This is a genomic window from Pseudomonas botevensis (assembly GCF_019145475.1).
In the GTDB taxonomy this organism is placed as follows: Bacteria; Pseudomonadota; Gammaproteobacteria; order Pseudomonadales; family Pseudomonadaceae; genus Aquipseudomonas; species Aquipseudomonas botevensis.
On the sequence record NZ_JAHTKI010000001.1, the window covers coordinates 527,696 to 546,742 of the forward strand.

Consider the following 19,047-nt stretch of genomic DNA (forward strand, 5'->3'; position numbering starts at 1 on the left):
TGTCAGCTCAGAAAATTCTGCAGCAAGTCGTTGAGGAACAGTTGTCCGCGCTCGGTGGCCGCCAGACGTGACGGTTCGACCTGCAACAGACCGCTTTGTTCGGCTTCGCGGCGCTGTTCTTCGAGGCTCTCCAGGGGCATCCCGGTGCGCTCCGGATACAGCCGCGATTCGACCCCGGCGGTCAGGCGCAGGGCGTTCATCAGGAACTCGAACGGCATCTCGTCGTTGGTCAGGGCTTTCTCGCCGGCCTGGAAATTCTTCGCCGGGTTGAGGTAGTCCTTCGGCAGGCGCGTCTTCCAGGTGCGCACGATACGCCCGTCCGGATGACTGAGCTTGCCGTGGGCACCGGCGCCGATGCCGATGAAGTCGCCGAAACTCCAGTAATTCAGGTTGTGCCGTGCCGGCCGGCCGGGTTGAGCGTAGGCCGACACTTCGTACTGCGCGTAACCGTGCTCGGCCAGCAGCGCTTGCCCGGCCTCCTGAATGTCCCACAGGGTGTCGTCTTCCGGCAGCACGGGCGGCTGGTTCCAGAACACCGTGTTCGGTTCCAGGGTCAGTTGATACCAGGAAATGTGCGTCGGCTTCAGCTCGATGGCCTGGCGCAGATCGCTCAGGGCGTCGTCCAGCGACTGGTCGGGCAAACCGTGCATCAGGTCGAGGTTGAAGTTATCGAACCCGGCCTGGCGCGCCATGCCGGCGGCACGCACGGCTTCGTCGCCGTTGTGGATGCGGCCGAGGGCCTTGAGTTTTTCCTGCTGGAAGCTCTGGATGCCGATCGACAGACGATTGATCCCCAGCTTGCGGTAGGCGACGAACTTCTCTTGCTCGAAGGTGCCGGGGTTGGCTTCCAGGGTGATTTCGATGTCGTGGGCAAACGGGATGCGCTGCTCGACGCCCTCAAGCAAGCGCCCCAGGGCTTCGGCGCTGAACAGGCTTGGCGTGCCGCCACCAAAGAAGATCGAACTCAACTCACGGCCATACACCGCGTGCAGGTCCTGATCGAGATCGGCCAGCAACGCGTCGACGTATTCCTGTTCCGGCAGCTCGGGGCTGGCGGTGTGCGAGTTGAAATCACAATACGGGCATTTGCGCACACACCACGGGATGTGGATGTACAGCGCCAGGGGCGGCAGCGTCGGCAACGGTGCCCGAGGCGAGGACGCGGCGCCGCCGACGATCAGCGACGACGCGGGGGAACTGTCGATCATTTCAGGCCCAGACGCTGGCGCAGCAGATCCATTGCACGGGCGCGGTGGCTGATCTGGTTCTTGTCCGCCGGGCTCAGTTCGGCGCTGGAGACGTTACGCTCCGGCACCCAGAACAGCGGGTCATAACCGAAACCGTGTTCGCCGCTGGCGGCGGTCAGAATGCGTCCGTGCCACAGGCCTTCGCAGAGGATCGGCAACGGGTCGTCGGCGTGACGCACCAGGGCCAGCACGCAGACGAATTGCGCGCCGCGCTCGGCTTCGGGCACGTCCTTCAGAGCGTCGAGCAGTTTGGCGTTGTTCGCCGCATCGCCCTTGCCGTCGGCGTAACGCGCCGAGTAGATGCCCGGCGCGCCGCCGAGGAAATCCACCGCCAGGCCCGAGTCGTCGGCCAGCGCCGGCAGGCCGGAAATCCGCGCGGCATTACGCGCCTTGAGGATCGCGTTCTCGACGAACGACAGGCCGGTTTCTTCCGGCTCCACGCTGCTGAACTCGCCAATCGAGCGCAGTTGCACCGATTCGCCGAGCATGGCCTGGAGTTCCTTGAGTTTGCCGGCGTTGTGGCTGGCCAGTACGAGTTGCTTGAGGTTCATCATTCGCCGGGGAAAATGTCTTGGTTGAAGTTGATGGTGTTGACCTTGTCGCCGGTCTGCACCTTGATCTCAAAGGTGCGGGTTTCCTGCTGTTCCACCGGGAACTGGGCGATGTAATACACCGCGCCCTGTTCGGTGACCTGGCGGAAATTCAGGGTCACGCTCTGGCTGGTCAGGTCTTTGACCGTGCCAGTGACAGTGGCAGTCAGCGGCTTGCCGTCCTTGAGCACCGAGACGTTGATCACGCCCTGGTTCTTGCTGCGGATCAGCTCCACAGCCTTGGCGATGTCCGGTTGCAGATACGTCGAGTTGAAGGTGTTGTAGTGAACCGTCACATCACCGAAGACTTCCTTGCGCTCGCCCTTGATGACGTCGGCGGCCATGGCGGTGACGCTCAGGCAGGCAGTTAACAGCAACAGCGCTAGACGACCCATGATCGTTCTCCTCGAATGTCGTGGTTCAAACCGCGATTTTGTGATCCGCAAGCCCGGGGCTGCTGACGCGGTAGATACCGATCTCACCTAATAGATTAGGCCATAGCTTACTGGCCCACCCATGCCGGTGCTGTTGATCCACGGCAAGCCGATCAATGACCTTCGCCGCACGTTCGCGACACAACTCTTCAAAGTCTTCGAAAGTGCAAAAGTGAATGTTCGGCGTGTTGTACCAGGTGTACGGCAGGAACTCGGACACCGGCATCCGGCCCTTGCTCGCCAGATACCAGCGGCAGCGCCAGTGGCCGAAGTTGGGGAAGGTGATGATGCACTGGCGACCGACCCGCAGCATTTCGTCGAGGATCTTGTCCGGATAATGCACGGCCTGCAGAGCCTGGGTCATCACCACGACGTCGAAGCTGTTGCTGGCAAAGTTGCCCAGGCCCTTGTCCAGGTCCTGCTCGATGACGTTGATGCCCTTGGCGACGCACTCGGCGATGTTGTCCGGGTCGTTTTCCAGGCCGTAGCCGGTGACCTGTTTATGGTCGCGCAGCCAGGTCAGCAACTCGCCATCACCGCAGCCGAGGTCGAGCACGCGGCTGCCGGCGGGGATCCATTCCTGGATGATTTCCAGATCAGCTCTCATGGCTTTCTCACAACGTAATGCGGTTCATGTAATTGCCGAACGCCTGCAAGTAGCGCGGGATCGGAATCAGGAAGGCGTCGTGGCCCTGGGGCGCATCGATTTCCAGGTAACTGACGTCCTTGCGCGCGGCCATCAGCGCGTCTACCAGTTCCCGCGAGCGGGCCGGGGAGAAACGCCAGTCGGTGGTGAACGACATCACGCAGAATCTGGCTTTGGCGCCTTCGAAGGTTTTCGCCAGGTTATCGTCGAAGTTCGCCGCCGGATCGAAGTAGTCCAGGGCCTTGGTCATCAACAGATAGGTGTTGGCGTCGAAGCGTCCGGAAAACTCTTCGCCCTGATAGCGCAGGTAGCTTTCGACCTGGAACTCGACGCTGTGGAAGTCGTAGTTGAGCTTCTCGCTCTTCAGGCCACGGCCGAATTTCTCGCCCATGGAGTCGTCGGACAGGTAGGTGATGTGGCCGACCATCCGCGCCAGCATCAGGCCGCGCTTGGGAATGACGCTGTGTTCCTGGAACGAGCCGCCATGGAACTCCGGGTCGGTGAGGATCGCCTGGCGCGCCACTTCGTTGAAGGCGATGTTCTGCGCCGACAACTTGGGGGCCGAGGCGATGGCGAGGCAGTGACGCACGCGATCCGGGTAGGTGATGGTCCATTGCAGCGCCTGCATGCCGCCGAGGCTGCCGCCGATCACCGCCGCCCACTGGCCGATGCCGAGCAGATCGGCCAGGCGCGCCTGGCTGTGTACCCAGTCTTCCACGGTCAGCACCGGGAAGTCGGCGCCGAACGGCTTGCCGGTGTCCGGGTTGGTGCTGCTCGGGCCGGTGGAGCCGTTGCAGCCGCCGAGGTTGTTCAGGCTGACCACGAAGAACTTGTGGGTGTCGATCGGTTTACCGGGGCCGATGCAGCTGTCCCACCAACCGGGTTTGCGGTCGTCGGGGCTGTGATAGCCGGCGGCGTGGTGGTGACCGGACAGGGCGTGACAGATCAGCACGGCGTTGCTCGCTTGCGCGTTCAGCGTGCCGTAGGTTTCGTAGATCAGGTCATAAGCGGCCAGCGAACGGCCGCAGGCCAGGGCCAGCGGTTCGCTGAAGTGCGCCGTTTGCGGCGTCACCAGACCAACAGAATCGGGGGGAAAGGCAGCTGGCATCGACCCTGCTCTCGTTGAAATGAGGCGTAAGTCTAAAGACCGGGGGGGTTAGCGGCAAGCAGCCCTCACCCTAACCCTCTCCCGGAGGGAGAGGGGACTGACCGAGGCGTTCTTGCGAGCTGCGCCGACCTGGCATTTTTGAGGTGAACTCAAGTCCCGAAAACAACAAAGTGCGGCCCCCTCTCCCTCGGGAGAGGGTTGGGGTGAGGGGCAGGGGCGACTCGATTTCAGGAAGCGCGCGCAACCAGCCCCGGCAACGCCGGCAGCTTCTTCGGCGAGCAGATCCGCACACGTTTCTGCCGGTTCAACTCACCGCTGATCAGGCTGACCTGACTCTTGGAAACCCCAAAAGCCTTGGCCAGAAACCCCATCAGGTACGCATTGGCCTTGCCCTCGACCGGCGGCGCGCTCAGGCGGATCTTCAGGCGGTCGCCGTGCAGCCCGCAGAAATCATCGCTGCGGGCTGCCGGTTGCAGGTGACAATCGAGGATCAGGTCGTCACCGTCCCAACGGAACCAGCTCACATCAGCAGGCGCAGGATTTCCGGCATCATCGTCATCGCCGCAAGGTTGTTGATCACCAGCATGTCCAGCAGCTTCAGCGCCAGGAAGGCGAAGATCGGCGACAGGTCCAGGCCGCCCATGCTCGGCAGGAAGCGACGGAACGGCGCCAGGGCCGGCTCGCAGATCTGGTTCACCAGTTCGGCGCCCGGGTTATGGCTGCCCGGCGCGACCCAGGACAGGATCACGCTGATGATCAGGGCGAAGAAGAAGATCTTCAGGAACAGCGCGGTCACGCCGATGATCGACCAGATAAACAGTTGCAGTGGATTGCCGGTGGTGCCGTAGGTCAGCAGCAGGGTCAGCGCCATCAGCGCCAGTTGCACGAGAATCGCCAGTACCAGCGACGACATGTCCAGGCCGAACAGGCTCGGGATGACCCGGCGCAGCGGCTTGAGCAGGGGTTGGGTGGCCTTGACCACGAACTGGCACAGCGGGTTGTAGAAGTTCGCCCGCACCAGTTGCAGGACGAAGCGCAGCAGCACGATCAGCAGGTACAGGCTGCCGAGGGTTTGCAGCACGTAGACCGCTGCGGTGTTCAAACCAATCATGTAAGGCTCCTTATTTGCCCAGTTGTTCGGCCATCTCGGCCGAGCGGTGCGCGGCGGCGCCGAGTGCTTTTTCCACCACTGCTTCGAAACCGTCAGCCTGGAACGACTTGATGGCCGCTTCGGTGGTGCCGGCCGGCGAGGTCACGCGACGGCGCAGTTCGGCGGCGTCGACGTCACTGGAAACGGCCATGTGCGCGGCGCCCAGGGCGGTTTGCAGGGTCAGTTGCTCGGCTGTTTCTTTCGGCAGGCCGAGTTTGACCCCGGCGGCGGTCATTGCTTCGATCAGCAGGAAGAAGTACGCCGGGCCGGAGCCGGAAACGGCGGTGACCGCATCCAGCTGTTGCTCTTCGTTCAGCCACAGGGCGATGCCCACGGCGGACAGCAGTTCTTCGGCCTGCTGGCGTTGTTCGGCGGTCACTTGTGCGGTGGCGTACAAGCCGCTGACGCCTTGGCGCAGCAGCGCCGGGGTATTGGGCATGCAGCGCACGATCGGCAGGGCGCCGAGCCAGGCGTTCATGCTGGCGCAAGTGATGCCGGCGGCAATCGAAACCACCAGTTGATTCGGTTTCAGGCTTGGGCGAATCGCCTCGCAGACCGCTTTCATCGCCTGGGGCTTGACCGCCAGCACCACCACGTCGGCGCCGTCGACGGCCTGGGCGTTGTCGGCAAAGGTTTCGATGCCGTGTTCGGCACTGACCCGGCCACGGGTCTCTTCGCCCGGATCGCTGGCGCGGATCTGCGCGGCTTCCAGACCCTTGGCGCGCAAGCCGCCGATCAGACTGGCGGCCATGTTGCCGGCGCCGATGAAGGCAATACGTGTGTTGCTCATGTCAGATCCTTATCTGGAAGGGTTCGAGTAGTCGCGGGCACCGAACAGGGCCGTACCGATACGCACCCAGGTGGCGCCCTGGGCGATGGCCGACTCGAGGTCGTGGCTCATGCCCATGGAAAGTGTGTCGAGGGGCAGATCGAGGCTGGCCTGCAACTTCTGAACGGCGGCGAATGCCGCGTCCTGCTCGGCGCGATCTTCGGTCGGCTCGGGGATTGCCATCAGCCCGCGCAGCTTCAGGCGCGGCAGGGCGCTGATGGCCTGGGCCAGGGCTGGCAGGTCTTGCGGCGTGCAGCCGGACTTGCTGGCCTCGCCGCTGACGTTGACCTGAATGCAGATGTTCAGTGGCGGCAGATCCGCGGGGCGTTGCTCGGACAGACGTTGGGCGATTTTCAGACGATCCACGGAGTGTACCCAGGCGAAATGCTCGGCAATCGAGCGGGTCTTGTTCGACTGAATGGGGCCGATGAAGTGCCAGATCAAGGGCAGGTCGGCCAGTTCGAGCTGTTTGCCCAACGCCTCTTGCAGGTAGTTCTCGCCGAAATCGCGCAGGCCGGCGGCGTACGCTTCGCGCAGGGCTTCGGCCGGTTTGGTTTTGCTCACGGCCAGCAGCTGGACGCTGTTTTCATCGCGTCCGGCGGCTTGGGTGGCGTTACGGATTCGCGAACTAACCAGTTGGATGTTGTCTGCTATCGTGGACATCAAATCCTGCCTGAAAAGTGCCTGCACTCGATCATGCGGCGTTAAAAGTCACCTCAGATGCTCATTGACTGACGTCAACTCCGCTTCTTCGCTGACTTTTGCCTTGCCTGATCTTCGTTCGGCTACTTTTCAGGCAGGATTTGGCGCCAGCGGTCTGAAGGTTCGCGGCATTCTACTGGAATTGAGGGACGCTATGGATATCACTGAACTGCTGGCCTTCAGCGCCAAACAGGGCGCTTCCGACCTGCATCTGTCGGCCGGACTGCCGCCGATGATCCGCGTGGATGGCGATGTGCGGCGGATCAATCTGCCGGCGCTGGATCACAAGCAGGTGCATGAGCTGATCTACGACATCATGAACGATCACCAGCGCGTGGAGTTCGAGAAACACCTGGAAACGGATTTTTCCTTCGATGTGCCGGGTGTGGCGCGATTTCGGGTCAACGCGTTCAACCAGAATCGCGGCGCCGGTGCGGTGTTCCGGACGATCCCGTCGAAAGTGCTGACCATGGAGGATCTCGCCATGGGCGACGTCTTCCGCAAGATCACCGACGCCCCGCGCGGGCTGGTGCTGGTGACCGGGCCGACCGGCTCCGGCAAGTCCACCACCCTGGCGGCAATGATCGATTACCTCAACACCCATCGCCATCATCACATCCTGACCATCGAAGACCCGATCGAATTTGTCCACGAGTCGCGCAAATGCCTGATCAATCAGCGTGAAGTCCATCGCGATACCCGCAGTTTCGCCACGGCTCTGCGTTCGGCGCTACGTGAGGACCCGGACGTCATTCTGGTGGGCGAGATGCGCGACCTGGAAACCATTCGCCTGGCCCTGACCGCCGCCGAAACCGGGCATCTGGTGTTCGGCACGCTGCACACCACGTCGGCGGCAAAGACCATCGACCGGGTCGTGGACGTGTTCCCTGGCGACGAGAAGTCGATGGTGCGTTCGATGCTGTCTGAGTCTTTGCTGGCGGTGGTGTCGCAGACCCTGATCAAGAAAATCGGTGGCGGCCGGGTGGCGGCGCACGAAATCATGCTCGGAACATCGGCGATCCGTAACCTGATTCGCGAGGACAAGGTGGCGCAGATGTATTCGGCGATTCAGACCGGTGGGTCGCTGGGGATGCAGACCCTGGACATGTGCCTGAAGGATCTGGTGACCAAGGGCCTGATCAGTCGCGAGCATGCGCGGGAGAAGGCGCGGACACCGGATAATTTCTAGTGGCGAAAAAAAACGCAGCCCGAGGGCTGCGTTTTTTGTGGTTTTGCCTGAAGAATCAGCGCTGAACCACGCGCATCTGCTTGCTGGCCGGCTCTTTCGGCAGCACCCGCTTGGCAACCACGTAGTGCTGTTCCCAATACGGCTTGTTCAGCGTATCAATGCTCACCGCTTTGCCGCGACGCGGCGCATGGATGAAGCGGTCGTTGCCCAGGTAGATGGCGACGTGATTGACCCGACGGCTCTTGATGTTGAAGAAAATCAGGTCACCCGGTTTCAGATCCTTGCGCTCGACTTTCTCGCCGTGGCCACTGGCCATGGCGTTCGAGGTGCGGGGCAGGTCGAACGTGGCGTCGTTGAACGCGTATTTCACCAGGCCGCTGCAATCGAAGCCTTTACTCGGGCTGCTGCCGCCCCAACGATAGGGAGTACCGAGGACGTTTACCGCGCGGCTCAGGACGTTGCTGCTTTCCTTGGTCGCCATCGGTGGCACCAGCTTGCCGTGGCTTTTGCTGCTCAGCGTGGTGGTCTTGCCTTGCTTGCTTTTGCTCGATGGAGCAGAAGCATGGGATTTGGGGGTGAAACCGTTAACGTTGGGAAGACGTTGCTCACGATTGGTGGCGTGGGCGGCCAGTGGCATTAATAGGCAAATGGTTAGCCATGTCTTGAAAAATGGACGCATTAGGCAGGGCTCTTGTGTGTTAGCGCGCAACTTTATAACAGCTTTTTTGTCCCTTCCGAGGCCGTTGGTCGATTCCATCTGGTGGCAACGGAACCAAACAAGCGGCAAATGGACGCAATTGTCGGACAGAAGTCAGGCGCTATAAGGCTTTGACGGACCACAAGGTAGCATTTGCCGTACGTCGGCTACCTGTAAAAAAGTCACAAAGAATTCAAGAATATTTATCTATCGTGTGAATCGAGGTCTTCATGAACCGCTATCAAACCCCTGTTGCACAGCAGGACACCCACAGCAAAGTGATCGGTTATCTGCTGTGGATTTTCGGTTTCACCGGGTCGCACCGCTTCTATTACGGCAAACCGGTGACCGGCACGATCTGGTTTTTCACCTTCGGGTTGCTGGGGATCGGCTGGCTGATCGACGTGTTCCTGATTCCGGCGATGGACCGGGAAGCAGACCTGCGTTTCACCGCGGGCCCTATCGAGTACAACGTGGCGTGGATTCTGCTGACCTTCCTCGGGGTATTCGGCGTACACCGGATGTATCAGGGCAAGTGGATCAGCGGCCTGCTGTATCTGTTGACCGGCGGGTTGTTCTTTATTGGCGTGCTGTATGACTTCTGGACGCTGAACGATCAGGTGTCGCTGCGCAACTCGCAGAATCGCGGTGCGTTCCAGTAAGTGATGGCGAGGGAGCACGCTCCCTCGCCATTTTCTTATGCCTGGTGAGTGATCCGGCCATCCACCAGGGTGTAACGCACCACACCCGGCAGGCTATGGCCGAGGAACGGGCAGTTCTCGCCCTTCGACAGCCAGGTTTCGCCGGCAACGGTCGAGGCCTTCGGATCGAACAGCACGATATCCGCCGCGCCGCCCACCGTCAGTTTGCCCGCCGGCAGGCGCAGGGCGTCGGCCGGGCCGGCGCTCAGGCGGGCCAGCAGGGTTGGCAGGTCGAGCAGGCCGTCTTCCACCAGCGTCATCGCCAGCGGCAGCAGCAGTTCGACGCTGCTGATGCCCGGCTCGGTCGCGCCGAACGGCGCCAGTTTGGCGTCGCGTTCGTGGGGCTGGTGATGGCTGGAAATGGCTGAAACCACCCCGGACTTCACCGCTGCGCGCAGGCCATCGCGGTCGGCGCGGGTGCGCAGTGGCGGTTGCACATGGTAGAGGCTGCTGAAATCGATCAGCGCTTCATCGGTGAGAATTAGCTGATACAGCGCCACATCCGCCGTGACTTTCAGGCCGCGCGCCTGGGCCTGGGCGATCAGCGCGACACCGCGAGCGCTGGTCAACTGGCTGAAGTGCGCGCGCACGCCCGTCTGTTCCACCAGCAGCAGATCCCGGGCCAGGGCCACGGTTTCGGCGGTTTCCGGAATGCCCGGCAGACCGAGGAAACTGGCGGTCGGGCCTTCATGGGCCAGGCCGCCATCGGCCAGGTCGTGATCCTGCGAGTTGAAGATCACCGTCAGGTCGAAGGTCGCGGCGTAGTCCAGCGCCCGGCACAGGGTACGGGTGTTGCGGAAACTCTCCAGGCCGTTGCCGAAGGCCACGCAGCCGGCGTCACGCAAGGCCACCAGCTCGGCCAGTTGTTCGCCGTCCAGGCCTTTGCTCAGGGCGCCGATCGGGAACACCTTGGTGTTGCCGGCCTCGCGGGCGCGGTCGAGGATCAGTTCGGCCACGGCGGAGGTGTCGAGCACCGGTTTGGTCTTCGGCGGGCAGCACAGGCTGGTCACGCCACCGGCGGCGGCGGCGCGGGTTTCGCTGGTGATGCTGCCTTTGCGGCTGTAGCCCGGCTCGCGCAGGGCAACGTTCAGATCGACCAGCCCCGGAGCGGCCACCAGGCCCTGGGCGTCGATGGTGTCGACAGCGGTGAAACCGGCGGGCGCGGCGCCGAGGGCGACGATCTTGCAGGCTTCAACGTGAATATCGGTGATTTGATCCAGGCCGCTGCTTGGATCGATGACGCGGGCGCCGAGAATGCTGAGCTTCACTGGGCGTTCTCCTGCTCGAATTGACGCTGGGCGGTCTGCCCGCTCATGGCCATGGACAGCACGGCCATACGAATCGCGATGCCGTAGGTCACCTGGTTGAGGATCACCGAATGCGGGCCGTCGGCCACCGCCGATTCGATTTCCACGCCACGGTTGATCGGCCCCGGGTGCATGACGATGCAGTCGGGCTTGGCCCCGGCCAGGCGCGCGGTGGTGAGGCCGAACAGGCGATAGAACTCGCCTTCGCTCGGCAGCAGGCCGCCGGTCATGCGTTCGCGTTGCAGGCGCAGCATGATCACCACGTCGACGTCTTTGAGGCCTTCGGTCATGTCGGTGTAGACCTTCACGCCGTATTGCTCGATACCGATCGGCAGCAGGGTTTTCGGCGCGATCACGCGGATGTCCTGGCAGCCGAGGGTTTTCAGCGCGAGCATGTTCGAGCGCGCGACCCGCGAGTGCAGGATGTCGCCGACGATGGCCACCGAGAGGTTTTCGAAGCTGCCCTTGTGCCGACGGATGGTGAGCATGTCGAGCATGCCCTGGGTCGGGTGGGCGTGCCGGCCGTCACCGCCGTTGATGATCGCCACTTGCGGGCAGACATGTTCGGCGATGAAGTGCGCGGCGCCGGAGTCACCGTGGCGCACGACGAACATGTCGGCGGCCATGGCTTCCAGGTTGCGCAGGGTGTCGAGCAGGGTTTCGCCCTTGCTGGCCGACGAAGTCGACACGTTCAGGGTGATCACGTCCGCCGACAGCCGCTGGGCCGCCAGTTCGAAGGTGGTACGGGTACGGGTGGAGTTCTCGAAGAACACGTTGCACACGGTCTTGCCGCGCAGCAACGGGACTTTCTTCACCGCCCGGGCGCCGACTTCGAGGAACGAGTCGGCGGTGTCGAGGATTTCCGTCAACAACTCGCGGCGCAGGCCGTCGAGCGAGAGGAAGTGGCGCAGCTGGCCCTGATCATTGAGCTGCAGCGGGCGCTTGGTATCTAGAGGCGTCATCGCGAAGGGGACTCTCAATAGGGCGGATTAAAGGGCAAGGTCTTGCAGTTCGAGGTTCAGCTCCGGGCCGGACAGCTTGACCCGCTCGTGGGCGGCCAGCGACAGGGTCGCGCCCACCACGTTCGGGCGGATCGGCAGTTCGGCGGCGTCCAGGTCCAGCAGGCAGACCAGGGTCACGCTGGCCGGACGGCCGTAGTCGAACAGTTCGTTCATGGCGGCGCGGATGGTGCGGCCGCTCATCAGGACGTCGTCGATCAGCACCAGATGCTGGCCTTCGATCTCGAAGGGCAGGGCAGACGGGCGCACTTGCGGGTGCAGGCCGTTCTGGCTGAAGTCGTCGCGATAGAAGGAGACATCCAGGGTGCCGAGTGGCGCGTCGCTGCCCAGTTCCTCGAGCAGTGCCTGGGCGACCCAGACGCCGCCGGTGCGAATGCCGATGTAACGCGGTTCGCTGATGTCACGCTGGGCGAGGTGCGTCTTGAGGCGGGTCGCCATCTGGCTGATCAGATCGGCGGGATTGGGCAGGCTCATGGTTGCTCCTTCTTGGGGTCGAGCCGGTGCTTGAAGCTGGTGGCTCGGGTTGTAACCAAAAGAAAAGCGCCGTAGCGCTTTTCAGGATTCGAATAATGCGGTGTTTTCGTCGAGCCAGCCCTGCAATAGCAGGGCGGCGGCGATGGCGTCCACCGGGTTGTCGCGGTAGCTGCCCTTTTGTCCGCCGCGCTGCAGCCGTTCGCCCTTGGCCTCGAATGTCGTCAGGCGCTCGTCGTGGGTATAGAAGGGCAGGTTGAAGCGGCCGTTGAGGCGTCGGGCGAATTTTTCCGCGCGGACGCACATCTCGCTCGGCGTGCCGTCCATGTTCAGCGGCAGGCCGACCACCACGGCGTCGGGTTTCCATTCCTTTATAAGGGCCTCGACCTGATTCCAGTCGGGCACCCCGTTCTGCGCTTTCAGGGTGCAGAGTTCGCGGGCCTGGCCGGTAATCACCTGGCCGACCGCCACGCCGATCTGTTTGGTGCCGTAGTCGAAGCCGAGGATCAGGCGCAGGGCCATCAGGCGTGACCTGCCTGGCTGGTCAGCAGGCTGAGGTTGATCCCCAGGTGCCTGGCCGCCGCTTCCAGACGCAGCTCGCTGCTGGTGTTGAACAGGATATCGGCGTCGTACGGGCAGGTCAGCCAGGCGTTGTCGGCCAGTTCGGCTTCCAGTTGCCCGGCTTCCCAGCCGGCATACCCGAGGGTAATCAGGCTTTTCGCCGGGCCGACGCCATCGGCGATGGCAAACAGCACGTCCTGGGAGGTGGACAGCGCCAGCTCGCCGTCCAGCTCGACGGTGGCCTGGAATGTCTGGCCCGCCGGATGCAGGACAAAACCGCGATCGGTCTGCACCGGGCCGCCAATGAAGATCGGCACATGCTGGCACAGTGCTGGCGGATCGATGTCCGGGCGAAGTTGCTCGAGAATGTCAGCCAGATTCAGCTCTTGCGGTCGGTTGACCACCAGCCCCATGGCGCCATTGGCCGTGTGCTCGACGATGTAGGTCAAGGTGTGGGCAAAATTCGGGTCGGCCATGTGGGGCATGGCGATCAGGAAGTGATGCTTGAGGTAGCTTGGGCTGACGTTTTTCATGTGCGCTAGTGTGGCGGTCAAGGGCCGAACTGACAAGCCGGGGATGTCTGGAAATACCCGGCTCAGTTGCTGGAAAGCTTGTCGCCCCGGGCGAATTTCCAGGTGCGGATGATTTCCAGGCGGTCGATGTCCGACAGATCACCGGTAAACGGTGCGAAGGGTGCCGCCAGTCGGACGATGCGCTGCGCCGCCTGATCCAGCAGTGGCTGGCCGGAGGACTCCAGCACCAGCACTTCGTACAGCGAGCCGTCGCGGTTGATCGACACCATCAGCCGCAGGTTGCCGTAGATCTGCTTGCGCCGGGCTTCTTCGGGGTAATTGAGGTTGCCGATGCGCTCGACCTTCTTGCGCCATTCGTCTTTATACCAGGCGCCCTTGTCGCGCATGGTCGACGCGGCGCTCAGGCGGTGGATGCGCGGGCGCTTGGCATACAGCTGTTGTTCGTTGGCCAGTTCGGCTTCGAGGCTGGCGATGTCGCTGGACAGCTGCGAGCTGTCGAACGTCGGCGCGTCGACCGTCGGTTTGACCTCGGTCTTGGTTTCTTCTTTCTTGGTCGGGGCCTTTTTCGGCTTCGGCGCGATGGTGGTCACCGCTGCCTTGGGCGCGGCTTCCTGCACTTCCGGCTTGGCGGCCGGCGGCGGAGTGACCTTCTTGACCTGATTGTCCTGGAACGGCGCGACCTCGGTGGTCTTGGGAATCGCCTTCTTGTCGAGGGTGCCGCTGCCTTCCTGGTTTTCCTGGGCGAGGAAGTCGGCCTTCGCGGGTTTCTTCTCGCTCTTGAACGTGGCGAGGGTGATTTCCAGGGTTTTGCTGATCTGTTTCGGCTCGACCATGGTGAAACCCACGCCGAGCAGCAGCGCCAAATGAATCAGCGCCGCGAGAAAAAGGGTAAATCCGAGGCGATCGGCCGGGCGCACGCCGCGATGGGCGAGTTCAGCAGGCAGATCGGACGGGAGAGTCATGACAAGAAAACCAACATCGCGTTTTTCAAAGGCTGCGCATGATAACGCAATGTTGGTTTCGCGCCTTGGGCTTCACGCTTCAAGCGACAGGCTGCATGTGACGCACGTCAAACTCGCGGCTTTTTGCCAGCAGCTTGCAGCTTCTTGTCGATCGCCTCCATCAACATTCCGCCGATATCGGTGCCGAAGGCATTGTCGATTTCGCGGATGCAGGTCGGGCTGGTGACGTTGATTTCGGTCAGGTGCTCGCCGATCACGTCCAGGCCGACAAACAGCAGGCCCTTCTCGCGCAAGGTCGGGCCGACCTGGGCGGCGATCCAGCGATCCTTGTCGGTCAGCGGGCGGGCTTCGCCACGACCGCCGGCTGCGAGGTTGCCACGGGTTTCGCCCTTGGCCGGGATCCGCGCCAGGCAGTAATCCACCGGTTCGCCGTCGATCATCAGGATGCGTTTGTCACCGTCGACGATGGCCGGCAGGTAACCCTGGATCATGATCTGCTGCTTGCCGTGCAGGGTCAGGGTTTCGAGGATCACCGACAGGTTCGGGTGACCGGCGGTGTGGCGGAAGATCGACGAGCCGCCCATGCCGTCCAGCGGCTTGAGGATGACGTCGCCATGATGGTCGGCGAATTCGCGCAGCACGTCCGGGCGACGGCTGACGATGGTCGGCGGCGTGCACTGCGGGAACAGCGTGGCGAACAGCTTTTCGTTGCAGTCGCGCAGGCTCTGCGGCTTGTTGACCACCAGCACGCCGGCGGTTTCGGCCTGTTCGAGCAGGTAGGTGGAGTAGACGAACTCCATGTCGAACGGCGGGTCCTTGCGCATCAGGATCACGTCCAGGTCGCTCAACAGGTTGTCCTGCTCGGCTTCCAGTTCGAACCATTTTTCCGGGTTGGCGAAGACCTTCAGCGGACGCATCCGCGCCCGGGCCTGGCCTTCGGCCTGATACAGGTCTTGCTGTTCCATATAGAACAGCTCCCAGCCGCGCTTCTGCGCGGCCAGCAGCATGGCCAGCGAGCTATCCTTTTTATAGGAAATGCTGGCGATAGGGTCCATGACAATCCCGACGCGAACGCTCATTGGGGTTTCCTCGAAAATTGGCTACCGGATCGGTATTGAAAAAGTGGCGTCAGAGTGGCTCCGGGCGGGTTTTCGGTCAAGGAAAAACCCGTCGATAGATTGCATCTGGAGACTGTGCTAAAAAGGCTGGCATAGCGCGCTGGCCCTTGAAGAACAAGGGTTTTCAGCCATCACTCATCGCAAAACGGACAAATTGATTCGCAAAGGCGACGGTAGAGCCCTCTTATGGAACAGCAGTCCAGCGCCTTGAAGGTCATGGTGATCGACGACTCGAAAACGATTCGTCGCACCGCCGAAACGTTGTTGAAGAACGCGGGGTGCGAAGTCATCACGGCCATCGACGGTTTCGATGCCCTGGCGAAGATCGCCGACAACCACCCCGGAATCATTTTTGTCGACATCATGATGCCCCGTCTGGATGGTTATCAGACCTGCGCTTTAATCAAGAACAACAGTGCGTTCAAGGCCACGCCGGTGATCATGCTGTCGTCGCGGGACGGGCTGTTCGACAAGGCCAAGGGGCGGATTGTCGGTTCTGATCAATTTTTGACCAAGCCTTTCAGCAAGGAAGAACTGCTCGACGCGATTGCGGCCCATGTTCCGGGCTTCGCTGCTGTTTTGCCGCAGTAAGACACGTACAGAGACGCGCGGCCAGCGGGCCGGGTGTCGACAAGAAAAAATGGGGAAGACCATGGCACGTATTCTGATCGTCGATGATTCGCCGACCGAAATGTACAAACTGACCGGCATGCTGGAAAAGCACGGCCATGAGGTGTTGAAGGCCGAAAACGGCGCGGACGGCGTGGCCCTGGCCCGCCAGGAAAAACCCGACGCGGTGCTGATGGACATTGTCATGCCCGGCCTCAACGGCTTTCAGGCCACCCGCCAGTTGACCAAGGACAGCGAAACCAGCCACATCCCGGTGATCATCATCACCACCAAGGATCAGGAAACCGACAAGGTCTGGGGCACCCGCCAGGGCGCCAGGGATTACCTGACCAAACCGGTCGACGAAGAAACCCTGATCAAGACCCTCAACAACGTGCTGGCCGGTTGATCGCGCCGCCATGAGCGAGTCGCTGACCGCGTTCGAACTGTTGTGGCAGATCGACCAGCGCTGCCGCCTGCTGGCGGCGGACCTGCCGTCGCAGGCGGCGCGCCAGGATCGCTGGAGCGGCATCGGTTTTCGCCTGGGCGAGCACTGGTACGTCACACCGATGGGCGAAGTCAGTGAAGTGCTGCCCGAACCGCGCTTCACCCAGTTGCCGGGGGTCAAGTCCTGGGTCAAGGGGGTGGCCAACCTGCGCGGACGGCTGTTGCCGATCATGGACCTGTGCGGCTTCTTCGGCCATGACCTGTCGCCGTTGCGCAAACAGCGCCGGGTGCTGGTGGTGGAGCATCAGGACGTGTTCGCCGGGCTGATGGTCGACGAGGTGTTCGGCCTGCAGCATTTCGAGCAGGACAGTTTCGAGCCGCTGCCGATCAGCGAGCGCTTCGGCGCGAAGGCCGAGTTCGTCAAAGGGCACTTTCGCCGCGAGCAGGACTGGCGGGTGTTCAGTCTGTTTGCGCTGGCGCAGTCGCCGGGCTTCATGAACGTCGCAATATAGTCGCAACAACAGAGAACTCATGTGGGAGCGGGCTTGCTCGCGAAAGCGGTGTTCCGTTCAACACTCATGCTGGCTGCCTCACCGCATTCGCGAGCAAGCCCGCTCCCACGGTTCTTCGGCAAGTCTTGGAAGGTGCGGATGATAAAAGCAAAAACAGGCAAGCCCGCAGAAGGCTCGCGCAGCCGCTCGCAGATCATCGTGCTGTTTATCGCGCTGATCGTGTTCATCATGCTGCTGTTCGCCAACTTTGCGTACCTCAACACCCAGGCCAACTACGACAAGCAGTACATCGGTCACGCCGGTGAGCTGCGAGTGCTGTCGCAGCGGATCGCCAAGAACGCCACCGAAGCCGCCGCCGGCAAGGCTGCCGCGTTCAAGCTGCTGAGCGATGCGCGCAACGATTTCGCCCAGCGCTGGGGTTACCTGAAAAAAGGCGACCCGGCCACCGGCCTGCCGCCTGCGCCGGCCACCGTGCGCCCGGAAATGCGCGCCGTGCAACTGGACTGGGAACGCCTGCTGAAAAACACCGACGCCATCCTCTCCAGCGAGCAGACCGTGCTGTCGCTGCATCAGGTCGCCGCGACCCTGGCCGAAACCGTGCCGCAGTTGCAGATCGAATACGAAAAAGTCGTGGAGATCCTTCTGCAACGCGGCGCTCCGGCGGCGCAGGTGGCGATGGCCCAGCGTCAGTCGCTGCTGGCCGAACGGATTCTCGGCGCGGTCAACACCGTGCTTTCCGGTGACGAGAACTCGCAACAGGCCGCCGACGCGTTCGGCCGCGACGCGACCCGCTTCGGCCAGGTGCTCAACGGCATGCTGCAAGGCAATCCGGCGCTGAAAGTCAGCCAGGTCGAAGACCGCGACGCCCGGGCACGTCTGAGCGAGATTTCCGAACTGTTCCAGTTTGTCTCCGGCTCCGTGGATGAAATCCTCGAAACCTCGCCGGAGCTGTTCAAGGTCCGCGAGTCGGCCACCAATATTTTCAGCCTGTCGCAAACGTTGCTCGATGAAGCCTCGCACCTGGCCAGCCGTTTCGAGAACCTGGCTGGCGGGCGCAGCACCGATACCATCGGCGGCTATGTGCTGGGTCTGCTGGCGCTGGCCTCGATCATTCTGATCGGCATGGTCATGGTGCGCGAAACCAACCGTCAGTTGCGTGAGACCGCCGAGAAGAACGAGCGCAACCAGAACGCGATCATGCGCCTGCTCGACGAAATCGAAGACCTCGCCGACGGCGACCTGACGGTGACCGCCTCGGTGACCGAAGACTTCACCGGCACCATCGCCGATTCGATCAACTATTCCGTCGATCAGCTGCGCGATCTGGTGGCGACCATCAACCTGACGGCGGGGCAGGTCGCGGCGGCGGTTCAGGAAACCCAGGCCACCGCGATGCACCTGGCCCAGGCCTCGGAGCATCAGGCGCAGCAGATTTCCGAAGCCTCGACGGCGATCAGCGACATGGCCGAATCCATCGATCAGGTGTCGGCCAACGCCGCCGAATCCTCGGCGGTGGCCGAGCGCTCGGTGGAAATCGCCAACAAGGGCAACGAGGTGGTGCACAACACCATCCACGGCATGGACAACATTCGCGAACAGATCCAGGACACCGCCAAGCGCATCAAGCGCCTGGGTGAGTCGTCTCAGGAAATCGGCGACATCGTCAGCCTGATCGACGACATTGCCGACCAGACCAACATCCTCGCCCTCAACGCGGCGATCCAGGCGTCCATGGCCGGTGATGCCGGGCGTGGTTTCGCGGTGGTCGCCGACGAAGTGCAGCGTCTCGCCGAGCGTTCTTCCGCCGCGACCCGGCAGATCGAAACCCTGGTGCGGGCGATCCAGACCGACACCAACGAAGCGGTGATTTCCATGGAGCAGACCACCACCGAAGTGGTGCGCGGCGCACGGCTGGCGCAGGATGCGGGAGTGGCCCTGGAAGAAATCGAAGGCGTGTCCAAGACCCTTGCGGCGCTGATTCAGAGCATCTCCAATGCGGCGCAGCAGCAGACGTCTTCGGCCGGGCAGATTTCCCTGACGATGAACGTGATCCAGCAGATCACGTCGCAGACCTCGTCCGGTTCCACGGCCACCGCCGAGAGCATCGGCAACCTGGCGAAGATGGCCAGCCAGTTGCGTCGCTCGGTGTCCGGTTTCACCTTGCCGACCACGCCTGTGCCCGAACCTGTGGCGAGCAAGGCGTGAAGTCTGCGGC

At 62.4% G+C, this 19,047-nt stretch carries 23 protein-coding genes; 6 read left to right on the plus strand and 17 right to left on the minus strand.

The window, feature by feature from the left end:
- Positions 1-2: 2 nt before the first annotated feature.
- From hemW to KVQ74_RS02565, 9 genes are all read right to left on the minus strand, one after another.
- Positions 3-1,208: a radical SAM family heme chaperone HemW gene (gene hemW, locus KVQ74_RS02525; RefSeq protein WP_225929809.1), complete on the minus strand. Its 1,206-nt coding sequence runs from the start codon at positions 1,206-1,208 to the stop codon at positions 3-5.
- A complete protein-coding gene (gene rdgB / locus KVQ74_RS02530) occupies positions 1,205-1,801 on the minus strand; it encodes an RdgB/HAM1 family non-canonical purine NTP pyrophosphatase (protein WP_217829419.1) in 597 nt (198 codons plus the stop codon). Before rdgB ends, hemW begins: the two co-directional genes overlap by 4 nt.
- A complete protein-coding gene (locus KVQ74_RS02535; RefSeq protein WP_217829420.1) occupies positions 1,798-2,232 on the minus strand; it encodes a DUF4426 domain-containing protein in 435 nt (144 codons plus the stop codon). The genes rdgB and KVQ74_RS02535 overlap by 4 nt, the downstream gene beginning before the upstream one ends.
- A gap of 25 nt (positions 2,233-2,257) precedes the next feature.
- Positions 2,258-2,878: a methionine biosynthesis protein MetW gene (gene metW, locus KVQ74_RS02540; RefSeq protein WP_217829421.1), complete on the minus strand. Its 621-nt coding sequence runs from the start codon at positions 2,876-2,878 to the stop codon at positions 2,258-2,260.
- A gap of 7 nt (positions 2,879-2,885) precedes the next feature.
- Positions 2,886-4,025 (minus strand): homoserine O-succinyltransferase MetX, encoded by a 1,140-nt coding sequence (gene metX / locus KVQ74_RS02545; protein WP_217829422.1) that lies wholly within the window; start codon positions 4,023-4,025, stop codon positions 2,886-2,888.
- A gap of 227 nt (positions 4,026-4,252) precedes the next feature.
- Positions 4,253-4,549, minus strand: a complete 297-nt coding sequence (locus tag KVQ74_RS02550; RefSeq protein WP_217829423.1) for a DUF167 domain-containing protein — start codon at positions 4,547-4,549, stop codon at positions 4,253-4,255.
- Entirely contained in the window at positions 4,546-5,136 is a 591-nt protein-coding gene (locus KVQ74_RS02555) for a YggT family protein (protein ID WP_217829424.1), read from the minus strand. The genes KVQ74_RS02550 and KVQ74_RS02555 overlap by 4 nt, the downstream gene beginning before the upstream one ends.
- A 10-nt stretch (positions 5,137-5,146) precedes the next feature.
- Positions 5,147-5,965 carry a pyrroline-5-carboxylate reductase gene (gene proC / locus KVQ74_RS02560; RefSeq protein WP_217829425.1) on the minus strand — a complete coding sequence of 273 codons (819 nt, stop codon included), beginning with the start codon at positions 5,963-5,965 and terminating at the stop codon, positions 5,147-5,149.
- Positions 5,966-5,974: 9 nt separating this feature from the next.
- Entirely contained in the window at positions 5,975-6,667 is a 693-nt protein-coding gene (locus tag KVQ74_RS02565; protein WP_217829426.1) for a YggS family pyridoxal phosphate-dependent enzyme, read from the minus strand.
- A 193-nt stretch (positions 6,668-6,860) separates the two neighbouring features.
- On the opposite strand from KVQ74_RS02565, the gene KVQ74_RS02570 reads away from it, so the two are divergent.
- Positions 6,861-7,895, plus strand: coding sequence for a type IV pilus twitching motility protein PilT (locus KVQ74_RS02570; RefSeq protein ID WP_217829427.1), 1,035 nt, complete (start codon positions 6,861-6,863; stop codon positions 7,893-7,895).
- Positions 7,896-7,950: 55 nt separating this feature from the next.
- On the opposite strand, the gene KVQ74_RS02575 is transcribed toward KVQ74_RS02570, so the two are convergent.
- Complete coding sequence (locus tag KVQ74_RS02575; RefSeq protein ID WP_217829428.1) at positions 7,951-8,574, minus strand: C40 family peptidase; 624 nt, start codon at positions 8,572-8,574, stop codon at positions 7,951-7,953.
- Between the two features lie 248 nt (positions 8,575-8,822).
- Here KVQ74_RS02575 and KVQ74_RS02580 point away from each other — a divergent pair, with 248 nt between their 5' ends.
- The gene (locus tag KVQ74_RS02580) at positions 8,823-9,254 is read left to right on the plus strand and encodes an NINE protein (RefSeq protein ID WP_217829429.1); all 432 of its coding nucleotides are present in this window, start codon (positions 8,823-8,825) and stop codon (positions 9,252-9,254) included.
- Between the two features lie 35 nt (positions 9,255-9,289).
- Here the strand turns inward: KVQ74_RS02580 and KVQ74_RS02585 are convergent, their stop codons facing one another.
- The 7 genes from KVQ74_RS02585 to gshB form a co-directional block, all read right to left on the minus strand.
- On the minus strand, positions 9,290-10,561 hold the full coding sequence (locus KVQ74_RS02585) for a dihydroorotase (protein WP_217829430.1): 1,272 nt from the start codon (positions 10,559-10,561) through the stop codon (positions 9,290-9,292).
- Positions 10,558-11,562, minus strand: coding sequence for an aspartate carbamoyltransferase catalytic subunit (locus KVQ74_RS02590; protein ID WP_025109148.1), 1,005 nt, complete (start codon positions 11,560-11,562; stop codon positions 10,558-10,560). Before KVQ74_RS02590 ends, KVQ74_RS02585 begins: the two co-directional genes overlap by 4 nt.
- A 27-nt stretch (positions 11,563-11,589) precedes the next feature.
- Positions 11,590-12,093: a bifunctional pyr operon transcriptional regulator/uracil phosphoribosyltransferase PyrR gene (gene pyrR / locus KVQ74_RS02595; protein ID WP_217829431.1), complete on the minus strand. Its 504-nt coding sequence runs from the start codon at positions 12,091-12,093 to the stop codon at positions 11,590-11,592.
- Positions 12,094-12,174: 81 nt separating this feature from the next.
- The gene (gene ruvX / locus KVQ74_RS02600) at positions 12,175-12,612 is read right to left on the minus strand and encodes a Holliday junction resolvase RuvX (protein ID WP_217829432.1); all 438 of its coding nucleotides are present in this window, start codon (positions 12,610-12,612) and stop codon (positions 12,175-12,177) included.
- On the minus strand, positions 12,612-13,184 hold the full coding sequence (locus KVQ74_RS02605; protein ID WP_217829433.1) for a YqgE/AlgH family protein: 573 nt from the start codon (positions 13,182-13,184) through the stop codon (positions 12,612-12,614). The genes ruvX and KVQ74_RS02605 overlap by 1 nt, the downstream gene beginning before the upstream one ends.
- 62 nt (positions 13,185-13,246) lie before the next feature.
- Entirely contained in the window at positions 13,247-14,146 is a 900-nt protein-coding gene (locus KVQ74_RS02610; RefSeq protein WP_217829434.1) for an energy transducer TonB, read from the minus strand.
- Between the two features lie 107 nt (positions 14,147-14,253).
- Positions 14,254-15,225, minus strand: a complete 972-nt coding sequence (gene gshB, locus KVQ74_RS02615) for a glutathione synthase (protein ID WP_217829435.1) — start codon at positions 15,223-15,225, stop codon at positions 14,254-14,256.
- Between the two features lie 225 nt (positions 15,226-15,450).
- Between gshB and pilG the strand changes: the two genes are divergently transcribed.
- The 4 genes from pilG to KVQ74_RS02635 all read left to right on the plus strand — a co-directional run bounded on the left by pilG (position 15,451) and on the right by KVQ74_RS02635 (position 19,037).
- Complete coding sequence (pilG, locus tag KVQ74_RS02620; RefSeq protein WP_217829436.1) at positions 15,451-15,855, plus strand: twitching motility response regulator PilG; 405 nt, start codon at positions 15,451-15,453, stop codon at positions 15,853-15,855.
- A 61-nt stretch (positions 15,856-15,916) separates the two neighbouring features.
- Complete coding sequence (pilH, locus tag KVQ74_RS02625; RefSeq protein ID WP_217829437.1) at positions 15,917-16,282, plus strand: twitching motility response regulator PilH; 366 nt, start codon at positions 15,917-15,919, stop codon at positions 16,280-16,282.
- Between the two features lie 10 nt (positions 16,283-16,292).
- Entirely contained in the window at positions 16,293-16,832 is a 540-nt protein-coding gene (locus KVQ74_RS02630) for a chemotaxis protein CheW (protein WP_217829438.1), read from the plus strand.
- A gap of 138 nt (positions 16,833-16,970) precedes the next feature.
- Entirely contained in the window at positions 16,971-19,037 is a 2,067-nt protein-coding gene (locus tag KVQ74_RS02635) for a methyl-accepting chemotaxis protein (RefSeq protein WP_217829439.1), read from the plus strand.
- Positions 19,038-19,047: the final 10 nt, after the last annotated feature.